The sequence below is a fragment of the Gracilibacillus timonensis genome (assembly GCF_900086715.1).
GTDB classification, from domain to species: Bacteria; Bacillota; Bacilli; order Bacillales; family Amphibacillaceae; genus Gracilibacillus; species Gracilibacillus timonensis.
The window spans coordinates 111016-130693 of sequence record NZ_FLKH01000009.1; the positions used below are offsets into that span (position 1 = coordinate 111016).

Here is a 19678-nt window from a genome sequence, read left to right on the forward strand (position 1 = left end):
TTCTTATCATATTAACATAATTTCCCGTCTTGCATCTCCATGACGTGATCTGCATAAGATAACGTATCGGAATCATGGGTAACCATCAAGGTGGTGATGTCCAATTGTTTCGTTATATCACGAATTAAGTTCATAGCTTCGGTAGATCGTTTGGAATCAAGGCTTGCCGTTGGTTCATCAGCGAATAATACCTGTGGTTGATGAATAACGGCACGGGCAATCGCTACCCGCTGTTTTTCTCCGCCGGATAGGGAGGAGGGATAAGCGGAAGAACGATGTTGCATGTCTACACGTTCAAGTAGCTGTTCGACTGCTTGAGCTTGTTGTTTTTTGTTTTGTTTCGTAATCGCTACCTCTAACATAAAAGTCAGCTGCTCTGCTACTGTTAAGAAAGGGACAAGGTGGGCAAATTGAAACACAAATCCAAATTGTTCAGCCCGAATTTTCCGCACTTGATCAGGGTTTAAGCTGGTCAAATCTATAGAGTCAAAATAAATATGACCGCTAGTAGCTGGCTGCAGACCTGCAGCAATGGTAAGCAGTGTGCTTTTTCCAGATCCGGAAGCCCCGGTAAGTGCTGTGATACCTCCTCGTGGCAGAGCAAGGTCAATTCCTTTGATGATTTCTTCTTCTATCTCTCCTGTTTTAAATGTCTTATGGATATTTGATAATGTTAAAATCGACATGTTAATTCTCTCCTTGTTGAATAGCTTGTAAGGGGGCGGCTTTTCGAATTTGAAGACCAGAAATGGTAGCCCCTAAGAAACCTATGATCAAAAAGATGATTGAAAGCTGCAAAGTGGTAGCACCGGTTAAATGAAATGGCATACCCTTTGGAGCAAACAGATTAAACAATTGGCTGAAAATGGTAGAAAAAATCAGTGCGATGATCGTAATGAATAGCATTTGGCCCCAGATCATAGCAAACAAGGTCGTTGTCTTTACACCAATCGCTTTTAGAATCCCATATAGTCCCATCTTTTGGACATTCATCATATAAAAGAAAATTCCGAATAACAACCCGCTTATAACAATCAAAAACCAAATAATCATCGTGAGTGACAACTGTTCTGCCTGGTAACTGGGAATGGTGTTGAGAAATTCTGACAGGGAGTACGCTTGCAAATTTTCGTCATCAATCGCCGCTTGATTATCTGGTGAGAAGATTAATTGCATCTGATCGGTCTGATACATTTGCTGGTAGTCTTCTACATGCAGGTAAGCTACCGGTGCATGACTGAATTTACTTTCATCAACAAATCCAGTCACGGTAAAGTTTTGATCAGTTTGCTGGCTCGTAAGTGTATCACCTATTTGTATACCTTCTTCGTGCAAGGTTTGATCCAAGATTACATCTCCATCGTCTACTTGAACAAAATCATCCGAATTGGTTGACGTAACAAATGCTACGCTGTGTTGTTTATCTGTTTGATCATGTAAGAACCCCATTTGAATCGAAAAAGCTGTTGCCTGATTATCAGTGGTTATTTGTTGGTTATCGATACTTGATAGGTTATAATTATCCTCGGCGTCTGCTGACATATAGATGGTGCCATCTGGTAAATTTTTAATTAAGGCGGCATTGTCTTGGGAAAGCCCATTTGCCAGACCTGATATCATAAATGTTAATAAACTAACCAAAAAGACGATGGATCCCAATATTAAAAAACGTATTTTATTCTTTTTGATTTCTTTCCATCCTATTTTCATTTTCATACCTCCAATACCTTCCTTTCAAGTATACGATCGCTTTATGAATGAAAGATGAACAAAACGTTACAATCAAGAATAAAGCTATTATGTATAAAAGCCGGGTTGGAGGCATGGTCTAAATTATTTTTGTTAGTGTAATGGTTGATAAATAGTGTTAAAATAGAAGAATAAGTTGGCAAGGGCGTTTTTTGTCGTAAATTGGAAAAATAGGTGCAACATATTAAAATGGCAATCTACGTCATACATTCCATCGTAATGAGAGAGTTTTAGATAGTAGGGGGATCGCAAATGAACGGCTTCATGCGTTTTTTTTATCAGTTTGGTAATTGGTTGTTTAATATGATGTATTTACAAGTATTGTGGTATGGTTTTACAGCGATTGGTTTAGGAATATTCGGAATAGTGCCCGCCACACTGGCTACGGCTGCCGTCATACATAAATGGTTTAAAGAAGGTAGCGATATCTCGGTTTATAAAGTGTTTTGGCAAACATATAAGAAAGCGTTTTTGAAAGGGAATGGATTAGGTCTGATCTGGTTTGTTATCGGTATATTTTTTTATGCTGATTATGTAATTTCCAGAGATATGATTCAATCTTTTTATTTTCATATATTTATTGTTGTTATTATGGTGTTATATACGATCACTGTATTTCATTTCTTCGTTGTCTATAATCGATATGAGCTCACCTTTTTCCGTTATTTTAAGCAGACCGTTCTGATTGGGCTTATTCGTCCATTTGAGTCATTAGCGATGTTAATTGCTTTGTTTCCATTATATTACTTATACAATTTCTTACCTGTTCTAGTGATATTTATGGGTGTACCATTAACCCTTTATCCTCTGTTATGGTTCTCTTATCGAGCTTGTGTTGCTGTTGAAGAGAAGAGTGCAGCAATGCAAGAGTCAGACCCAGAACCGGAAGAAAATTAAACAACAGGTGCATGTGCAGGAGGGGACATGGTGATAAAGTCAAAATTATTTAAACAATATATATTTTCCTATTTTATTATGTTTTTTATACCTTTTGTTGTCATGTGTTCAATTATTTATTTGAACTCTGTTTCGGATTTGAAAGAGGAGATCGAGCAATCGAATATTGGTAAATTAGAACAAGTGGCCACAATTACAGATGAACGAATGCAAGAGTTGGATATGATCGCTAATCGAATTGCCTATGACCCGAGACTAACTCCTTATATGGTCCGACATCAATACTATAGTTCTGAGGCAATCAATGAATTAAGAAAATATAAGGCAAACAGTTCTATTATTGATGAGCTGATGATTTACTATCATGGAACGGATGCTATTTATTCATCAAAGGGTTCTTCTTCCTTGCAGCCTGCTTTTGAACAATATAATTGGGATGCGGAGATGATTGATGAGGCGATAGAGGCAAATGTACCTGTCACCTCCATTGTGGATGAGGAAGAGGGACAGAGTGGAAAATTTCAGTATATTAATTATTTTGTACCGATAACATTAGATAATAATAATAGTTATGGCACAGTTGCTTATGTTATTCGTGAAAGAACAATGAATGAGCTTATTGCCAATACGATGAATGATATGCGAGGTAATGCCTATATTCTGTCAGAGCATGATCAAGTTATTGCGGAAACGGCTAATGAGGAAGAGATTGACATATCAAATATAAGTTTGGAAGAACGGACCTTTGGTGAAGTTAACAGCATAAAGCTAGATGGAGAGAGTTACTCGATGGCTGTTGTAGAATCAGAAGAGACAGGCTGGAAATTTGTTATCATGATGAAGAGTTCCCAGTTTTTTGAGCGATTATCCAATACGGTTATTGTCATGGTATTATTATGTGTGAGTCTGTTTATCATCGGAAGTGTATTAACTTTATTCTTGGCTAGAAGGCAATATCAGCCGATTCGATCGCTCTTTAACTCTATTAATAAGAATCGAAAAACAGACTCAAAAGGCATTAATGAATTAGAAACCATTAAACGAACGGTGACATCCGTATTTGAAGATCATGAAATGTTGAGTGAAACGATCTATAAACATCAAACCTTTGCCAAGGACCAGTTTTTAACGAAGATCATTAAAGGTGATTTTTCTACAGAAGAAGAGATTGATAACTATAACGAAACACTATATCTGGATATTGATGGGGATTATTATTGTTCTTTAATTGTATCGTTAGAAGAAAAACTATCTAACGAGGAAATTATAGAACGTGAAACCATTTATGAATTATTTACCAATGTCTCCACCAAGGATATAACAGCTTACGGTATTGACTTATTGAATATGGATGCTGTTGCACTAATTGTCAAATTTAAAGGTAATTTGCAAACTGCTGAAAAAAAACGTAAAGAATTTGTACAAAAAATGAATGATGAGGTCAAAGATGTTTTAGGATTCAAACCGATGGTGGGAGTGGGAAAGATTTACGATCGTAAAACAATGATTAACCGATCGTATATTGAAGCACTAGCCGCCTTGGATTATAAATATTTATACAGTGAGGGAAGTAACCTTTATTTTGAAGAGATGAAAGAGCATGAATTTGCTGTAGGGTATCCAAGGGAAGATTTATTGAAAATTATTCAAAGTATTAAACAAGGTGATAAAGAGGTTGCACAAGAAACCTTGTCTTCTATTTTTAAATCTTTTCAAAACAATAAGCAGTCTTTATCATTCTTAAGAGCAATTTGTTTCGATGTGATTAATACCGTCATTAAAACCATCACAGAAATGGGAATAAAACCATCTCGAGAAACCTATGAGCGAATCTTTGATTTTCGTTCATATGAACAATTACATCAGGAGTTATTCAAGTTAATGGAAACTGCTTGTAAAGAAGTGAATGAGAGTAAGAAGAGCCATAATGAGCAATTGAAAAACGATATTACTGATTACTTGAATAAGTATTTTATGTTATACGATCTTTCCTTGGAAAAAATCGCTATTGAGTTTCGCTTGTCCGCCTCTTATGTAAGCCGATTTATTAAAGAACAGACGGGCTACACTTTTAAGCAATATGTACAATATTTGCGAATGGAGGAAGTCAAGAAACAGCTGACTACTACGGATAAACCAATTAAGGCAATTGTAATGGATGTTGGCTATAAAGATGTTGCCAATTTCACCCGTAAGTTTAAAAATGAGGTAGGGATGACACCAGGGAAATACCGCCAATTTTATACAGAATAGTAAAACGAAGAGCTGCTGCAAAAGTAGCTCTTTTTCTTATACGAACTCAAAATTATTATACTTACAAGCATTAAAGTGCTTTTTATACTGTTTCTGCGGCGATTTACTTGTGTTAATTAATATAAAACATGACCGTATTACACTTTTAACCCAAGGTATAATTTTTTTCCTCGAACATCTTCTTCGTGGGATATTTTTCCAGTATCTATTGTTTAGAACCTTTCTTTTTGTATAAATTCCACTTGAACACTGTCTGAAAGTATTAATTGAATAAGATTTCTTCCTTTATGTCAATAGAATCGTTTCTCTTCATGAGATGCAAATGATGATGGAGAGATAAACCCAACATCAGTCATTACATATAAAACATAAAAGGGTGATATCAATTATTACATATATATTTCGTTCTCACATATTTACACAGTGAAAAACAAAGACGAACTATAACTTTATACCTTTGTTTGAAGGTGAATGACAAATCTATTTACAAAATACATATTGAATGCATCGGCTAAACAAACGTATTATGTAAGCAGTTACAAAACTGGTGTGGAGGCTTATCACGCTAAAAGCATAAATAATTAGTCTATCATTTGGAAAATGATAATGGTGTCCTGGCAAATGAATATGAACTTTTAAGGAGGTGAGTGTAGCTGTACGAAAGTAAATAACAAATATACAAGGGGGTATAAACATGAAGCATGGATTAATGATTTTGTTTATTAGTTTCTGGTGTTTTATTTTAATGGCATGTAATAGCAATGAGGACGTGGAAGGAGATTCGACAAGCGTAGAAGATTCCGCTTCAGAAGCAGAAGTAAATAAAGAAGGGTTCCCTATTGTGGACGAGGAAATCACTTTATCTATGATTGCTCCTGGTACTGGTCAAGAAGATTGGGAAAACATGGAGACTTTAATGGATTATGCAGAGATGACCAATATTCAATTCACTTATGATACGCCTCCAATAACAGATTTTCAAACAAAATTGAATTTAGCCTTTGCCAGTGGAGATATTGCTGATGTAATCTATGCGGCTGGCTCTGATAATCTCACTCCGGGAATGGAAGTGGACTATGGTCAACAAGGGATATTGATTCCGTTAGAAGATTTAATTGCAGATTATGCACCAAATATCCAAAGCATATTAGATGAAAATCCAAATATAAAAAAGTCAATCACTACGGTAGACGGCCATATTTATTCTTTACCACGTATTGCGGAAGGTGGCTCCTCGGCCCTTTGGATTAGAGGCCCTATGTGGTATAACGGTACATGGTTAGAGGCACTAGAGGTAGAAGAATTACCAAAAACAGTTGACGAATTTTATGATTTATTAGTTCGTTTTCGTGATGAAGATCCGAATGGCAACGGAGAAGCGGATGAAATTCCATTAATCGATGTTGAAATGGATAGTACTCGTCCTTGGTTGCTGCCGGCTTTTGGTATCAAAGAGTGGGGGATTGAAGAATTTGATGGGGAGGTGCATTATGCCCCAATTACAGAGAATTATAAAGAGTATTTGACATTTATGAATAAATTACATGATGAGAATTTACTTGATCACGAAACATTTTCTCAATCTGATGAGCAGAAGAAAGCAAAGGGACAAGAAAATAGATTAGGTGTTTTTCCTGACTGGTTCTCTTTCTTTACTACAGGTCAAGAAACAGAAGAATCGGTAAATAATCCTATGTTTTTTCCATTAACCAGCGAATGGTCAAAAGAACCTTTAATGCCTTTAAATACAGGGATTGGCCGTGGTACTTTTTCAATCACAAGCAATAATGAACATCCTGAAGCGACAATAAGATGGATAGATTACTTTTATACTGCTGAAGGCAGAGCTTTCTTAAACATGGGCCCTGAAGGAATTATGTGGGAACGTGGTGAAAATGGAGAAATTGTAGACTTAGATATTCCAGAAGGATATGACAGTAGAGAGGATTATCGAGCAACCATTACACCAGATTATGGGATAGCAGCACCAACCATTACTTATCCAATAGAAGGAATAGAAATAAACGATTTTGATAAATTTATTGAAGCTGAAACGGATGAGAAAATTGCACCTTATGGAGAGGTCGCTTTTCCAGAGGTTTATTTAACGAAAGATGAACAAGATGAGATTAATACTATTGAGGTGGATCTTGAATCATATGTACGACAAATGGAAGCGAAGTTTATTACAGGTGTGGAGCCAATTTCCAACTGGGAAAGTTATGTAGGTACTATTGAGAACATGAATATTGAACGTTACGTAGAAATATACCAAGCTGCTTATGATCGTTGGGCAGACAGTTAAATAAGCGAAAGAGACTAGCAATATGGTCTACTGCAAGTCTCTTTTTCTTGAAAAAGGATTACTGCTAGACAAACAATTTTATTTTCTCAAAAATAATCTTGTAATAGTCATTTCATCAGTTGTTGACAACATTAACTAATCACCTGTATAAAAAAGATTGCTCATTAAAAATCATATATAGTCTGTACATTGACAGCTGGAAAACAAAAAACAGAGGAATTTTTGTTTTTCAGCCTTTCTAATAACATAAATGACAAATCATACATAAACAACAAATTTTACATATAGCAATATACATGAAAGCAGGTCATATATGGAAAACGCAATCATACCAATTCTCGAAAGACAAGTCACAACAAGAAATACATATTGAATGGTCAAATGCAGCAAGGTATTATGAAAGCAATTACAAAACTGCCGTTATCGCATTTTTATCAAAAATTACTTTTGTACTTGATCGATTTTAGTATGTAATAGTTGCATGGAAAAAGTTTGTTGCATAATGTAACAAATCAATTGTATTTTTATAGAATCATCAGGTAGATTTTTGATAGCGATAACAAAACGGTCAGTTTATGTAAAATAATAGAAAAGAGGGGATGAACATGATGAAAGAGAAATTATTGTATTTGTTTATTGGTTTACTGTTATTCGTTGTGCTGGCTGCATGTAGTGACAATTCAACAGACAGTGTTGCGGAAAACAACGAAGAGGGGGCTTCATCTGATTCTGCGGAAGAAGTAAATACAGAGGGCTTCCCAATTGTAGATGAGGAAATTACCTTATCTTTGATCGCACCAGGGACTGGAATGGAAGATTGGGAAAACATGGAGACCTTACAGGAATATGCAGATATGACAAATATTCAATTCAACTATGATACGCCTCCAATGGCTGATTTCCAGACAAAATTAAACTTAGCATTTGCTAGTGGCGACATTGCTGATATTATTTTTGCAGCAGGTTCAACAGATTTTACACCAGGTATGGAAGTTGATTACGGTCAGCAAGGTGTATTAGTTCCATTAGAAGGGCTAATTGATGAATATGCACCAAATATTAAGAAGCTGCTAGATGAAAATCCAGATATAGAAAAATCAATCACTACAGTAGATGGACATATATACTCCTTGCCACGTATTTCTCAAGGGGATTTCGGTGCTGTTTGGTACAGGGGACCAATGTGGTATAACGGTCGCTGGCTAGATGAACTAGGAGTAGAGGAATTACCTAAAACGATTGATGAATTTTATGACTTATTAGTTCGTTTTCGGGATGAGGATCCAAATGGGAATGGGGAAGCAGATGAGATTCCTCTAATTGATGTGCAGATGGAAAGTACTCGTCCATGGTTGTTGGGTGCATTCGGTTTAAAAGAATGGGGAATTGACGAAGTAGATGGAGAGGTTCGTTACACACCGATTACCGAAAATTATCAAGCATATCTAGAATTTATGAACAAGCTATATGATGAGAACTTATTAGATCATGAGACTTTCTCGCAAGCAGATGAACAAAAGAAAGCAAAAGGACAAGAAAATCGCATAGGTGTATTCCCTGATTATTTTTCTTTCTTTACTACTGGTGAGACCGAAGAAGAATCGATGAACAATCCGATGTATTATCCATTAACAAGCGAATGGACTTCTGAGCCACTGTTACCAGAAAGTCCTGGGTTGAATCGAGGAACTTTTGCCATTACGAATAATAATGAACATCCAGAAGCTTCTATACGGTGGGTTGACTATTTCTATTCACCAGAAGGAAACAAGTTCTTGAACATGGGGCCTGAAGGGGTCATGTGGGAAGAAGGAGAGAATGGTGAAATTGTTGAATTAGAAGTACCATCACAATTTGAAAGTTCAGAAGACTGGCGTGGTACCATCACACCAGATTATGGAATTTCAACACCAACACTTGCTCAGCCAATCGAAGGAAAAGAAGTTAGTGAATTTACTCAATTTGTGCAGGCAGAGACGGATGAAAAGTATGTACCTTATAGTGAGGTACCATTTCCTTTAGTATATTTAACACAAGAAGAACAAGAAGAATTAAATGCCATTGAAGTGGATTTACAATCATATGTAGAACAGATGGAAGCAAAATTCATTACAGGTGTAGAACCAATCTCAAATTGGGATGCTTATGTCAGCACGATTGAGAATATGAATATTGAGCGTTATATTGAAATCCATCAAGAAGCTTATGATCGTTGGGCAGAAAGTTAATTGATTGGGGGAGAATGTCTCTTTTTATAGAGGCATTCTTTCTATAAAATGCTTAGCATTTTATAGGCGAATTAGATAAGATCATTGTACGACAAATTAGTCGCGAAGTTATGTTATGAAATGAAAACCTTTACATCCATGCGTATTACACAAGAAAAAGAGTAATTGATTGGGTAAGACACTTATCATTAGAGAAATTGTGAGACCATTTTAAATAAATAAGTGTGCTCAAACGAAAGGGGAAAACAAATGAAGTTAAAGCTTGCATATGTTGTTTTTAGCCTATTGTTATTTACAGTCTTGGTTGCATGTGGAGATGATTCCGCTGGTGAAGAAAATGAGTCGTCAACTAACGATGCAGTGGAAGTGAAGAAAGAAGGGTTTCCTATTGTTGAAGAAGAGATTACTTTGTCATTGATCGCTCCAGGCACCGGTTTGGAAGAATGGAGTGAAATGGAAACACTGAAACAATATTCAGAGATGACAAATGTTGATTTCCATTACGATACTCCTCCAATGGCTGATTTTCAGACAAAATTAAATTTGGCTTTTGCTAGTGGAGATATAGCAGATATTATATTTGCAGCAGGGAGCGATAATTTAACCCCATCTATGGAAGTGGATTATGGTAAACAAGGGACTTTAATTCCATTAGAAGAATTAATTGATGAATATGCTCCTCATTTTAAGGCATTGATGGAACAAAATCCTGAAATAAGAAAGTCCATTACGACTAGTGATGGGCACATCTATGCCTTGCCAGTAATTAATCAGCATCCAACATCTGCATGGCCAGCCGGTCCGCTTTGGTATAACGGAGAATGGCTGGACGCTCTTAATATTACAGAGTTACCTAAAACAACGGATGATTTGTATGAGTTGTTGGTTCGTTTTCGTGATGAGGATCCAAATGGAAATGGAGAAGCGGATGAAATACCATTGATAGATGTCAAAATGGAAAGTTCAAGAACTTGGTTTCTTGCGGCATTTGGTATGAAGGAATGGGGCATAGAGGCTGTTGGCGACCAAGTTCGTTATGCACCTATCAGCGATAACTATTTGGAGTATTTAACTTACATGAATACATTGTATGAAGAGAACTTACTTGATCCTGAAACATTCTCTCAAGCTGACGAACAAAAAAAGGCAAAAGGTCAAGAAAACCGACTTGGCTTATTCCCTGATTGGTTTTCTTTCTTTACTACGGGTCAAGCAGAGGAAGACGCTATTAATAATCCAATGTTTCACCCATTAGTCAGTGACGTATCGCCCGAAATCGTTTTGCCAGGGAATCCAGGTATAAATAGAGGGGCCTTTGCCATTACCAAAAACAATGAACATCCTGAGGTTTCCTTAAGATGGGTAGATTATTTGTATTCCAGAGAAGGTAGAGATTTCTTTGATCAAGGCCCTGAAGGTTTTCTGTGGGAGATGGGAGACGATGGGGAGAGGGTTTTCTTGGATATACCAGAAGAGTACGATAGTAGTGAAGATTATCGGGGTACGCTAACGCCGGCATATGGTATTCCAGTGCCGATGCTAGTTGATCTAGTAGAGAATGCACCACGTTCTGATTTTGATTTATTCATAGAATCAGAAACGCAAGAAAAAGTCGATCAATATGCTGAAACAGCTTATCCCTTAACCTATCTAACGAATGATGAACAAGAACAAATCAATTCCATTGAAGTCGATTTACAATCCTATGTAGAACAAATGGAGGCGAAATTTATTACGGGCGTTGAGCCTTTATCTAATTGGGATCAATATGTTAAAACCATTGAAAATATGAATATAGCAGAATACGTCGATATTTATCAGGAAGCCTATGATCGGTGGGCTAGTAATTAAACGACATTAGTAGATCTGACTTATTTGTTGGTAAAAGCAAATAAGTCAGATTATTTTAAAAGATAAGACAGTTTATGATCATTGATATAATAGAACTTGGAATGGTTGACCTTGAACGAATGGTGGTACCGATAAGATGGATGAGGCAAAGTAGCCAGGCCATTTATTCCATAAAGTAAAGTTGATGGTTTGTAAGTGCTAGGAAACGCTCGAGAAATAGGTTCCGTTTCGATGCATAGGACATGTAAGTGCAGGCGTGGTGATTGTCGTCATGATTTTAGCCTGCGAACCTTCAGCGCTCGCCTAGCACAAAAAACGGGCAAACTCATCACTAAAGAAAGCAAACTACTTTACATCATCTATCTTATCAGCAGTTCCGTATCTTCTTTGAGTGGTCGGTAATGCACCCGACGGAATTGCCCGGTTTTTCTTATTAATGAAACCAATATGTCTTATAAGATGTGTGTTAATAAGACAATCGCAAAAACCACATACCAATCAATTTTCACATATTGTAGACGGCTGAAACCCTTTGATAATCAAGACTTTATCACATTTTGTATAAATTCAATGACAATCAAAAATAAAAATCACATATTGATAACGTTTTCCCAAAAAGCGTATGATGAAAACAGTTTCACGGCATGCAACAACCGAAAAAAGGAGGAATATGTAGATGGATTCAGGAACAGCTACAGCAAATAAGAAAGATAACAATATTGCTAAAAGCATGAAGAAAAGTAAATGGAAGAAGATACTACAAAATTGGCAGCTTTACATCTTTATTTTACCAGCTGTTTTGTATTTTATTATTTTCCATTATGTCCCGATGTATGGAATTCAAATTGCATTTAAAGATTATGTACCTTCCCTAGGGTTTTTAGGAAGTGATTGGGTAGGATTGAAACATTTTGAAAGGTTTTTTGATTCTTATTATTTCTGGGATTTATTGAAGAATACATTAGGAATTAGTGTATACGAATTAATTGTTGGTTTTCCTTTGCCAATTATCTTGGCCTTATTATTAAATGAGGTAAAGGATGGAATTTATAAGCGTACGGTGCAAACGGTTACCTATGCACCACACTTTATCTCTGTTGTGGTTATTTCTGGTATGATAATTGCCTTCTTATCACCAACAACAGGTATCATTAACCACTTTATTACGTTTTTAGGCTTTGATCCAATTAGCTTTATGAGTGATCCAAAGTGGTTTAAGACCGTTTATGTATTATCGGGTGTATGGCAAAGTACCGGTTGGGGAACGATTATTTACTTAGCTGCCTTGTCAGGTGTAGATCCGCAGCAGCATGAGGCTGCTATCGTAGATGGTGCAACCAGATTCCAGCGGATTCTTTATATTAATATCCCGACTTTAGTGCCAACAATGGTTATCTTATTAATTATGAACTTAGGTAATATTATGGCGCTTGGTTTTGAAAAGATCTTACTATTACAGAATCCATTAAACATGGAATCATCAAATGTAATTGCGACTTTCGTGTATCAAGCCGGTTTATTAGATGCACAGTACAGCTTTGCGGCAGCGGTTGGCTTATTCAACGCTGTTATCAACGCGATATTGTTAATTGCCGTTAACCAAATCGCCAGAAAAACAAGCGAAACAAGCTTATGGTAAAGGAGGTTTATAAGTATGGACTCTAATATTTTTGAAACAAGAAAAGACAAAATGTTTAAATTATTCGTCTATTTTTGCTTGACCGTGGCCTTAGTTGCCGTTTTATATCCATTAATCTATATTGTTAGTGCGTCGATCAGTAATCCATCTATGGTGAACTCAGGACAAATGTGGTTATGGCCAAAAGATATTACATTTGAAGGTTATCGTTTGATTTTTGGCAATGACTCCATTTGGCAAGGTTATTTAATGACTGTCGTGTATACTGGATTAGGTACTTTTATCAATTTATTAGTAACGATCCCAGCGGCATATGCCTTAGCTCGGAAAGATTTTTATGGAAGAGGATTCTTTACTGCTTTATTTGTACTTACCATGTTTTTTACAGGTGGATTAATCCCTACGTACTTAGTGGTTCGAGACTTGGGGTTAATTGATACAATCTGGGCAATGGTGCTTCCGAACGCAGCAGCGGTATGGAATATTGTCATTGCTCGCGTGTTCTTCCAGTCTACGATTCCTAGAGGCTTGGAAGAGGCAGCGACAATTGATGGGGCAACGAATTTTAAATTGTTCTTCAAAATTATCCTGCCTTTATCTGCTCCAATTATTGCGGTAATGGCTTTATTCTATGGTGTTGGTCACTGGAACGGTTATTTCAATGCCTTAATTTATATTTCTGATCGTGATTTATTTCCATTGCAGTTAGTATTAAGAGAAATTTTAGTATTGCAGGATATGTCTTCTAATAATACCAATATGACAGGGGAAGCGGCACAGTTGATCCACAGTAATCAACAGCTGGCAGCCATTATTAAATATGGGGTAATGATTGTTTCCTCTTTACCAGTTATTATCGTTTATCCGTTCTTACAGAAGTATTTCGTAAAAGGGGTTATGATTGGCTCATTAAAAGGTTAATAAAGCTTAACAGATAAACGAACCATATAATGAATCGATGGGAATTGCTTGCAGGGCTAAGATAGTTATCGTGTCAGAAAACTCAGTGCAAGTATTTATCCATAAAGTCTTCGATCATTTCATTTAGGGAGGTGAAAAGCAGGGACAACGCGTAAGTACATGTAATTTGGGACATTCTATTCTTAAAAAAAGAGAGGGTACAACATATGAGAAAATACTTAATTTTTACCTTAATTAGTGTGTTATGTATCGGCTTATTGGCCGCATGTGGTGGTGATTCATCAGATGAAGGTTCAGAGTTAGCTTCCACCGATGAAACAGTTGAAATCAATGAAGAAGGTTTTCCGATTGTCGATGAAGAGATTACCTTATCATTGATGGCTCCAGGTACTGGTTTGGAAGATTGGGAAGACATGGAGACACTTCAGGAGTATGCAGAGATGACTAACATAAATTTGTCTTATGACACACCTCCTGTCAGTGATTTTCCAACCAAATTAAATTTGGCTTTTGCAAGTGGGGATATTGCTGATATTATCTATGCAGCTGGATCAGACGACTTTACTCCTGGTATGGAAGTGGATTATGGTCAACAAGGAGTACTGGTTCCATTAGAAGATTTAATCGCAGAGCATGCCCCGAATATTCAAAAATTATTAGATGAAAATCCAGAGATTGAAAAATCCATTACGACAGTGGATGGTCATATCTACTCGTTGCCTCGTGTTGCTGAAGGCGGTTCATCAGCTCTATGGTATACTGGTCCGATGTGGTATAACGGAAAATGGTTAGATGAATTAGGAGTAGAAGAACTACCGAAGACAATAGATGAGTTTTATGATTTATTAGTCCGATTCCGTGACGAAGATCCGAATGGCAATGGGGAAGCAGATGAAATTCCATTATTAGACGTAGAAATGAACAGTACTCGTCCTTGGTTATTAGCCGCATTTGGCTTGAAAGAATGGGGAATTGACGAGGTAGATGGTGAAGTACGTTACACCCCTATCACCGAAAATTATAAAGAGTACTTAACATTTATGAATAAATTGTACGAAGAAAACTTATTAGATCAAGAAACATTCTCGCAATCTGATGAGCAGAAGAAAGCAAAAGGACAACAAAACCGACTAGGGTTATTCCCAGATTGGTTCTCCTTCTTTACTACTGGTGAAAGCCAGGAAGAAGCAATGAATAATCCAATGTTTCATCCATTGACTAGTGAATGGTCAGAAGAACCAATGATGCCATTAAGCCCAGGGTTAACACGAGGAACGTTCTCGATCACATCGAATAACAGCAATCCCGAAGCGACTATTAGATGGATTGATTATTTCTATTCTCCTGAAGGATATGCCTTCTTGAACATGGGTCCAGAAGGAGACCTTTGGGAACGTGGTGACGATGGAGAAGTCATTGAACTGGATCCACCTGAGGGATATGATAGTTCGGAAGATTATCGCGGCACGCTAACCCCTGATTACGGTATTGCTACACCAACTGTTACCTATCCAATTGAGGGGAAAGAAGAGTCTGAATTTGATCAATTTGTTCGAGCGGAAACAGAAGAAAAGATTGAACCATATGGCGAATTACCGTTTCCGCTAGTTTATTTAACGAAAGATGAACAAGATGAGCTAAATACGATTGAAGTGGACTTGGAGTCTTATGTAGAACAGATGGAGGCGAAGTTCATCACAGGAGTAGAACCAATGTCTAATTGGGATTCTTATGTTGAGACAATTGAAAATATGAATATTGAAAGATATATTGAAATTAATCAAGCAGCCTATGATCGTTGGGCAAGTAATTAATTTCAGTTAACAAGTGGATGGCTCGTTTTGTAATCAAAAGGACGAGCCATCCTTGTATATCTGCAGCTAAAGAGTGACATACATATGCGGTTCATTGACAAGATGGAATAAGCGCTAGTTAGAGAAGTGGTGCTAATGATCAACATTGACAACCATTTGTCATGTGGTAGTATACAGGAAATAGAACTAGGGATACAGTCGTTTGTTATCGTTTCATTTGAAGACGGAAATTATTATCAAATGAGAAAATTCGATAGCTCAAGGCTTCATATATGCTTAAGCTAGGCATATTGCCATAAAGATCTAAGATTTGATTTCTGCTGAAAGAGCGGAGGAGATCATGTCGTCACATTATAAAAGACAACCGATGCCGAGGAGAATCTAATGCACGAACTTTTCATTGGATGGCTCGAGCCAGTAAACACGATCTTGATTTTCGTGAGCAAACTCGATGTATAACTCGTTTCGCTAAAGTCAGCTGGAACAGGCAGTGCACTGGAGTAATGCTTAAATAAATAAATGAGGATGTGATTGTAATGAGCGAGCATACCGAAATCGAACGCGGGGTGCACAATTATAGTGCAGAGGACAAATGGGTAAAACCAAACGACCCTGCTGTATTAGAAAAACTGGAATGGTTTAAGGATCAGAAGTTGGCATTGATGATGCACTGGGGTCCCTATTCACAAATTGGCCTGGTGGAGTCATGGGCACTGAGCGATGCAGATGGCGACTGGTCGAGAGATGATGTCGACTGGGAAGAGGATATGGAAGAGTTCAAACGTCAGTATTTTAATCTGAACAAAACTTTTAATCCTATTCGCTTTCAACCAGATAAATGGGCTGAACAAGCCAAAAAAGCAGGATTTAAGTATTTGATTTTCACAACCAAACACCATGATGGCTTTTCGATGTGGAATACAAAACAATCTGATTATCGCATTACTGGTGCAGAATGTCCTTTCCACACGCATCGATATGCCGATATTTGTAAGCATGTATTTACTGCATTCAGGAAGCAAGGAATCGGGATTGCCGCTTATTTTTCCAAAGCTGATTGGCATACACCCTACTATTGGGCACCAGGAATGGAAAGAAAACATCATATGTGGAGAGGACCATCCTATGATCCAGAAGAGTATCCATGGATGTGGGAAAACTTTGTATCCTTTACACATCGTCAGATACTCGAGTTGCTGACAGAATATGGAGAAATCGATATTCTATGGTTGGATGCCGGATGGGTTGGTAAAGGAAAACAAGATATTCGTTTGGGAGAAGTGGTTGCTGAAGGGCGTAAGCATCAACCAGGTTTACTAACGGCTGACCGTACGATAGGTGGAGAACATGAAAACTATATTACCCCAGAGCAGACGATACCGGATAGAGCTCTTCATATCCCGTGGGAAAGCTGTATTTCAATTGCTACCTCCTTTGCTTTTAAATATGAGGATGAGTATAAATCATTACGTGAAATTGTGCATGCCTTGATTGAGATCGTTGCCAAAGGTGGTAATCTTGCCTTAAATGTACCACCACAACCAGATGGTCGACTGCCTAGAATTGCGCTGGAGCGAATGGAGCAGTTAGGGAAATGGATGGATAGGTATGGTGAGGCAATTTACGGTACCAGAATAACAGCGCCGTATTTTGAAGCACCTTTTGCCTTTACTAAAAAAGGAAATCAAGTATTCTGCTTTCGATTGTGTGAAGAAGAGGATAGCGTTTATCCAACAACGATCCGTATTCCTTTTCAAGCGAAAGTAAAAACTATCGAATGGATGAATGAGCAGCAAGATATCGTGTTCTCGCAAGATGATGAAGGGATCACTGTGGAACTGGTAAATGAGGAAACGACGCATCCTATAGCAGACGTCTTTCGTTTTACACTAGCTTGATAGTATCCCCCTATACTTTCCATTACGAAGGTATAGGCTTGAATGATAGTGAAGAAGGTAGATTAAAAATATAAGGGGAATCAGAGGTTGTTGTTTATATGACCACTGTTTATCCAAGCAATACATAAAGCTTAATAACACCATAGGAGGATATATGTAATGAAATTAGGAATGAGCTCTTATAGTTTAGCACAGGCGATTCATTCTGGAGAAATGACGATTTTGGATGTGATGGAATGGACGAAAGAATTAGGTGGAGAGCATATCGAAATTGTCCCGATTGGTTATTCGTTAACGGAGAATCCCCAGCTAATCAAGGCAATTACAGCCAAAGCAAAAGAGTTAGACTTGGCTATTTCCAATTATGCCATTGGCGCCGATTTCTTGTCTGGAGATGAAACCGCTTTTCAACAGGAAATAGAACGCGTGAAAAAAGAAGTGGATATCGCAAATCAGTTAGGTGTCAAAAGAATGCGGCATGACGTGTCTTTTAAGCCACCGCAAGAGGGAACGATCGAACAGTTTGATCAGGATTTGCCGACGATTGTAAAGGCGTGTCAGCTGATTGCCGATTATGCCAAGCAGTATGATATTGTGACAAGTATTGAAAATCATGGTTTCTATTTGCAGGCAAGTGATCGCATCAACTTAATCATCGCTAAGGTGAATCGACCAAACTTTGGTCATACCTTGGATACAGGAAATTTTGTTTGTGTCGATGAGGATCCCGCAGTAGCTGTTCCTAAATGTCTGGGGAATACTACGATGCTGCATGCTAAAGATTTCTATGTTCGTACAGCAACTGCCTCTAACCCAGGTGAAGGTTGGTTTGGCTCTGCTGGAGGTAATTATTTACGAGGCGCCATTACTGGTCACGGTGACTTGCCGTTAGCACAAATATTAAAACAAGTGAAAGATCATGGCTATGACGGTTATATCTCGATCGAATTTGAAGGGATGGAAGAATGTAAACAAGCCAGCGCCATTTCCTTTAAAAATATCAAACAACTATGGGATTCTATCTAAAAGGAGGAAAAAAATAGAATGAGCAAAATCAAAATAGGTGTGATTGGATTAGGGTCGATTTCGGAAATGCATATTCAATCGTATCAAAAATCAGAAGAAGCTGAACTGATTGCCGTGTGTGATATCAATCAGGAACGTCTTGAGCAAAAGGCGGAAGATCTTGGCGTTTCCTATGCGTATACGGATTACCAAGAGCTTCTAGCCAACCCAGAAGTAGAGGCAATCAGCATTTGTACATGGAATAATAGCCATGCCGAGATCGCTATTGCTGCATTAAATAGCGGCAAAAGTGTCTTATCAGAGAAACCTTTGTGTAAAACGGTAGAAGAGGCAGAAGCCGTACAGCAAGCGGTAACAGATAATCCGGATCAATTCTTGCAGGTAGGTTATGTACGTCGCTTTGGCACTAATACACAAGTATTAAAAAAATTCATTGACAGTGGTGACTTAGGGGATATTTATTACTCGAAGGCGTCTTGTATTCGTGTATTAGGTAATCCCGGAGGCTGGTTTGCTGATAAAGAACGATCGGGCGGAGGTCCTCTAATTGATTTAGGTGTGCATGTTATCGATTTGTGCTGGTATTTAATGGGGAAACCAAAAGTAAAATCGGTTAGTGGTAATACTTATCATCAATTAGGAAACCGGTCCAATATTGAATACAAATCCTTTTATCAGGCGGCCGATTATGATGCTGACCAAAATGATGTCGAAGATTCGGCAAATGCCCTGATTCGTTTTGAAAATGGTGCATCTCTTGCTGTAGAGGTGAGCTTTGCCTTACATGCACCAAAAGAAGAAATCAATGTTAGCCTCCATGGTAATAAGGGAGGGGCAGTGATCGAACCAGCACTTGAAATTTTTACGGAAAAGCATAATATTATGTTTAATAGCACACCACAAATTGACCATCTATCCTTTGATTTTGTCCAAGGTTTCCAAAAAGAAATCGATCACTTTATTGCTTGTGTAAAAGGAGAGGCAACAACGATTGCGCCAGTAGGGGATGGCGTGGAGATGATGAAGATGTTAACGGGTGTCTATCAATCCAGTACAGAACAAAGAGAAATATATTTTAACAGCTAGGTGGTGTAGAG

Annotated in this window: 13 protein-coding genes; 11 read left to right on the plus strand and 2 right to left on the minus strand. The window is 37.6% G+C overall.

Going from position 1 to position 19678, the window contains the following annotated elements; translation table 11 throughout:
* Nucleotides 1-11 precede the first annotated feature (11 nt).
* Both BN6556_RS02725 and BN6556_RS02730 read right to left on the minus strand, forming a co-directional pair.
* Nucleotides 12-686: an ABC transporter ATP-binding protein gene (locus tag BN6556_RS02725; protein ID WP_066186870.1), complete on the minus strand. Its 675-nt coding sequence runs from the start codon at nt 684-686 to the stop codon at nt 12-14.
* 1 nt (nt 687) lies between these two features.
* Nucleotides 688-1710: an ABC transporter permease gene (locus BN6556_RS02730; protein ID WP_066186875.1), complete on the minus strand. Its 1023-nt coding sequence runs from the start codon at nt 1708-1710 to the stop codon at nt 688-690.
* 291 nt (nt 1711-2001) lie between these two features.
* Between BN6556_RS02730 and BN6556_RS02735 the strand changes: the two genes are divergently transcribed.
* The 11 genes from BN6556_RS02735 to BN6556_RS02785 all read left to right on the plus strand — a co-directional run bounded on the left by BN6556_RS02735 (nt 2002) and on the right by BN6556_RS02785 (nt 19667).
* The gene (locus BN6556_RS02735) at nt 2002-2646 is read left to right on the plus strand and encodes a YesL family protein (RefSeq protein ID WP_066186877.1); all 645 of its coding nucleotides are present in this window, start codon (nt 2002-2004) and stop codon (nt 2644-2646) included.
* Between the two features lie 27 nt (nt 2647-2673).
* On the plus strand, nt 2674-4899 hold the full coding sequence (locus BN6556_RS02740) for a helix-turn-helix domain-containing protein (RefSeq protein ID WP_066186879.1): 2226 nt from the start codon (nt 2674-2676) through the stop codon (nt 4897-4899).
* Nucleotides 4900-5593: 694 nt separating this feature from the next.
* The gene (locus BN6556_RS02745) at nt 5594-7204 is read left to right on the plus strand and encodes an extracellular solute-binding protein (RefSeq protein ID WP_066186882.1); all 1611 of its coding nucleotides are present in this window, start codon (nt 5594-5596) and stop codon (nt 7202-7204) included.
* Between the two features lie 605 nt (nt 7205-7809).
* Nucleotides 7810-9432 carry an extracellular solute-binding protein gene (locus BN6556_RS02750; RefSeq protein ID WP_235817441.1) on the plus strand — a complete coding sequence of 541 codons (1623 nt, stop codon included), beginning with the start codon at nt 7810-7812 and terminating at the stop codon, nt 9430-9432.
* Nucleotides 9433-9681: 249 nt separating this feature from the next.
* On the plus strand, nt 9682-11283 hold the full coding sequence (locus BN6556_RS02755; protein ID WP_066186889.1) for an extracellular solute-binding protein: 1602 nt from the start codon (nt 9682-9684) through the stop codon (nt 11281-11283).
* Between the two features lie 730 nt (nt 11284-12013).
* Nucleotides 12014-12922: an ABC transporter permease gene (locus BN6556_RS02760; RefSeq protein ID WP_392388582.1), complete on the plus strand. Its 909-nt coding sequence runs from the start codon at nt 12014-12016 to the stop codon at nt 12920-12922.
* A 15-nt stretch (nt 12923-12937) separates the two neighbouring features.
* A complete protein-coding gene (locus tag BN6556_RS02765) occupies nt 12938-13843 on the plus strand; it encodes a carbohydrate ABC transporter permease (RefSeq protein ID WP_066186898.1) in 906 nt (301 codons plus the stop codon).
* A 206-nt stretch (nt 13844-14049) separates the two neighbouring features.
* Complete coding sequence (locus tag BN6556_RS02770) at nt 14050-15657, plus strand: extracellular solute-binding protein (RefSeq protein WP_066186900.1); 1608 nt, start codon at nt 14050-14052, stop codon at nt 15655-15657.
* Nucleotides 15658-16193: 536 nt separating this feature from the next.
* On the plus strand, nt 16194-17555 hold the full coding sequence (locus BN6556_RS02775) for an alpha-L-fucosidase (protein ID WP_148436644.1): 1362 nt from the start codon (nt 16194-16196) through the stop codon (nt 17553-17555).
* A gap of 159 nt (nt 17556-17714) precedes the next feature.
* Nucleotides 17715-18581 (plus strand): sugar phosphate isomerase/epimerase family protein, encoded by an 867-nt coding sequence (locus tag BN6556_RS02780; RefSeq protein WP_066186905.1) that lies wholly within the window; start codon nt 17715-17717, stop codon nt 18579-18581.
* Nucleotides 18582-18599: 18 nt separating this feature from the next.
* A complete protein-coding gene (locus BN6556_RS02785) occupies nt 18600-19667 on the plus strand; it encodes a Gfo/Idh/MocA family protein (RefSeq protein WP_066186909.1) in 1068 nt (355 codons plus the stop codon).
* Nucleotides 19668-19678 lie beyond the last annotated feature (11 nt).

Bases quoted from the DNA above. Each gene is read 5' to 3' on its own strand.
- BN6556_RS02750 (WP_235817441.1), top strand. From the start codon at position 7,810: ATGATGAAAGAGAAATTATTGTATTTGTTTATTGGTTTACTGTTATTC.
- BN6556_RS02770 (WP_066186900.1), top strand. From the start codon at position 14,050: ATGAGAAAATACTTAATTTTTACCTTAATTAGTGTGTTATGTATCGGC.
- BN6556_RS02755 (WP_066186889.1), top strand. From the start codon at position 9,682: ATGAAGTTAAAGCTTGCATATGTTGTTTTTAGCCTATTGTTATTTACA.
- BN6556_RS02745 (WP_066186882.1), top strand. From the start codon at position 5,594: ATGAAGCATGGATTAATGATTTTGTTTATTAGTTTCTGGTGTTTTATT.
- BN6556_RS02760 (WP_392388582.1), top strand. From the start codon at position 12,014: ATGAAGAAAAGTAAATGGAAGAAGATACTACAAAATTGGCAGCTTTAC.
- BN6556_RS02740 (WP_066186879.1), top strand. From the start codon at position 2,674: ATGGTGATAAAGTCAAAATTATTTAAACAATATATATTTTCCTATTTT.
- BN6556_RS02785 (WP_066186909.1), top strand. From the start codon at position 18,600: ATGAGCAAAATCAAAATAGGTGTGATTGGATTAGGGTCGATTTCGGAA.
- BN6556_RS02775 (WP_148436644.1), top strand. From the start codon at position 16,194: ATGAGCGAGCATACCGAAATCGAACGCGGGGTGCACAATTATAGTGCA.
- BN6556_RS02735 (WP_066186877.1), top strand. From the start codon at position 2,002: ATGAACGGCTTCATGCGTTTTTTTTATCAGTTTGGTAATTGGTTGTTT.
- BN6556_RS02730 (WP_066186875.1), bottom strand. From the start codon at position 1,710: ATGAAAATAGGATGGAAAGAAATCAAAAAGAATAAAATACGTTTTTTA.
- BN6556_RS02780 (WP_066186905.1), top strand. From the start codon at position 17,715: ATGAAATTAGGAATGAGCTCTTATAGTTTAGCACAGGCGATTCATTCT.
- BN6556_RS02765 (WP_066186898.1), top strand. From the start codon at position 12,938: ATGGACTCTAATATTTTTGAAACAAGAAAAGACAAAATGTTTAAATTA.
- BN6556_RS02725 (WP_066186870.1), bottom strand. From the start codon at position 686: ATGTCGATTTTAACATTATCAAATATCCATAAGACATTTAAAACAGGA.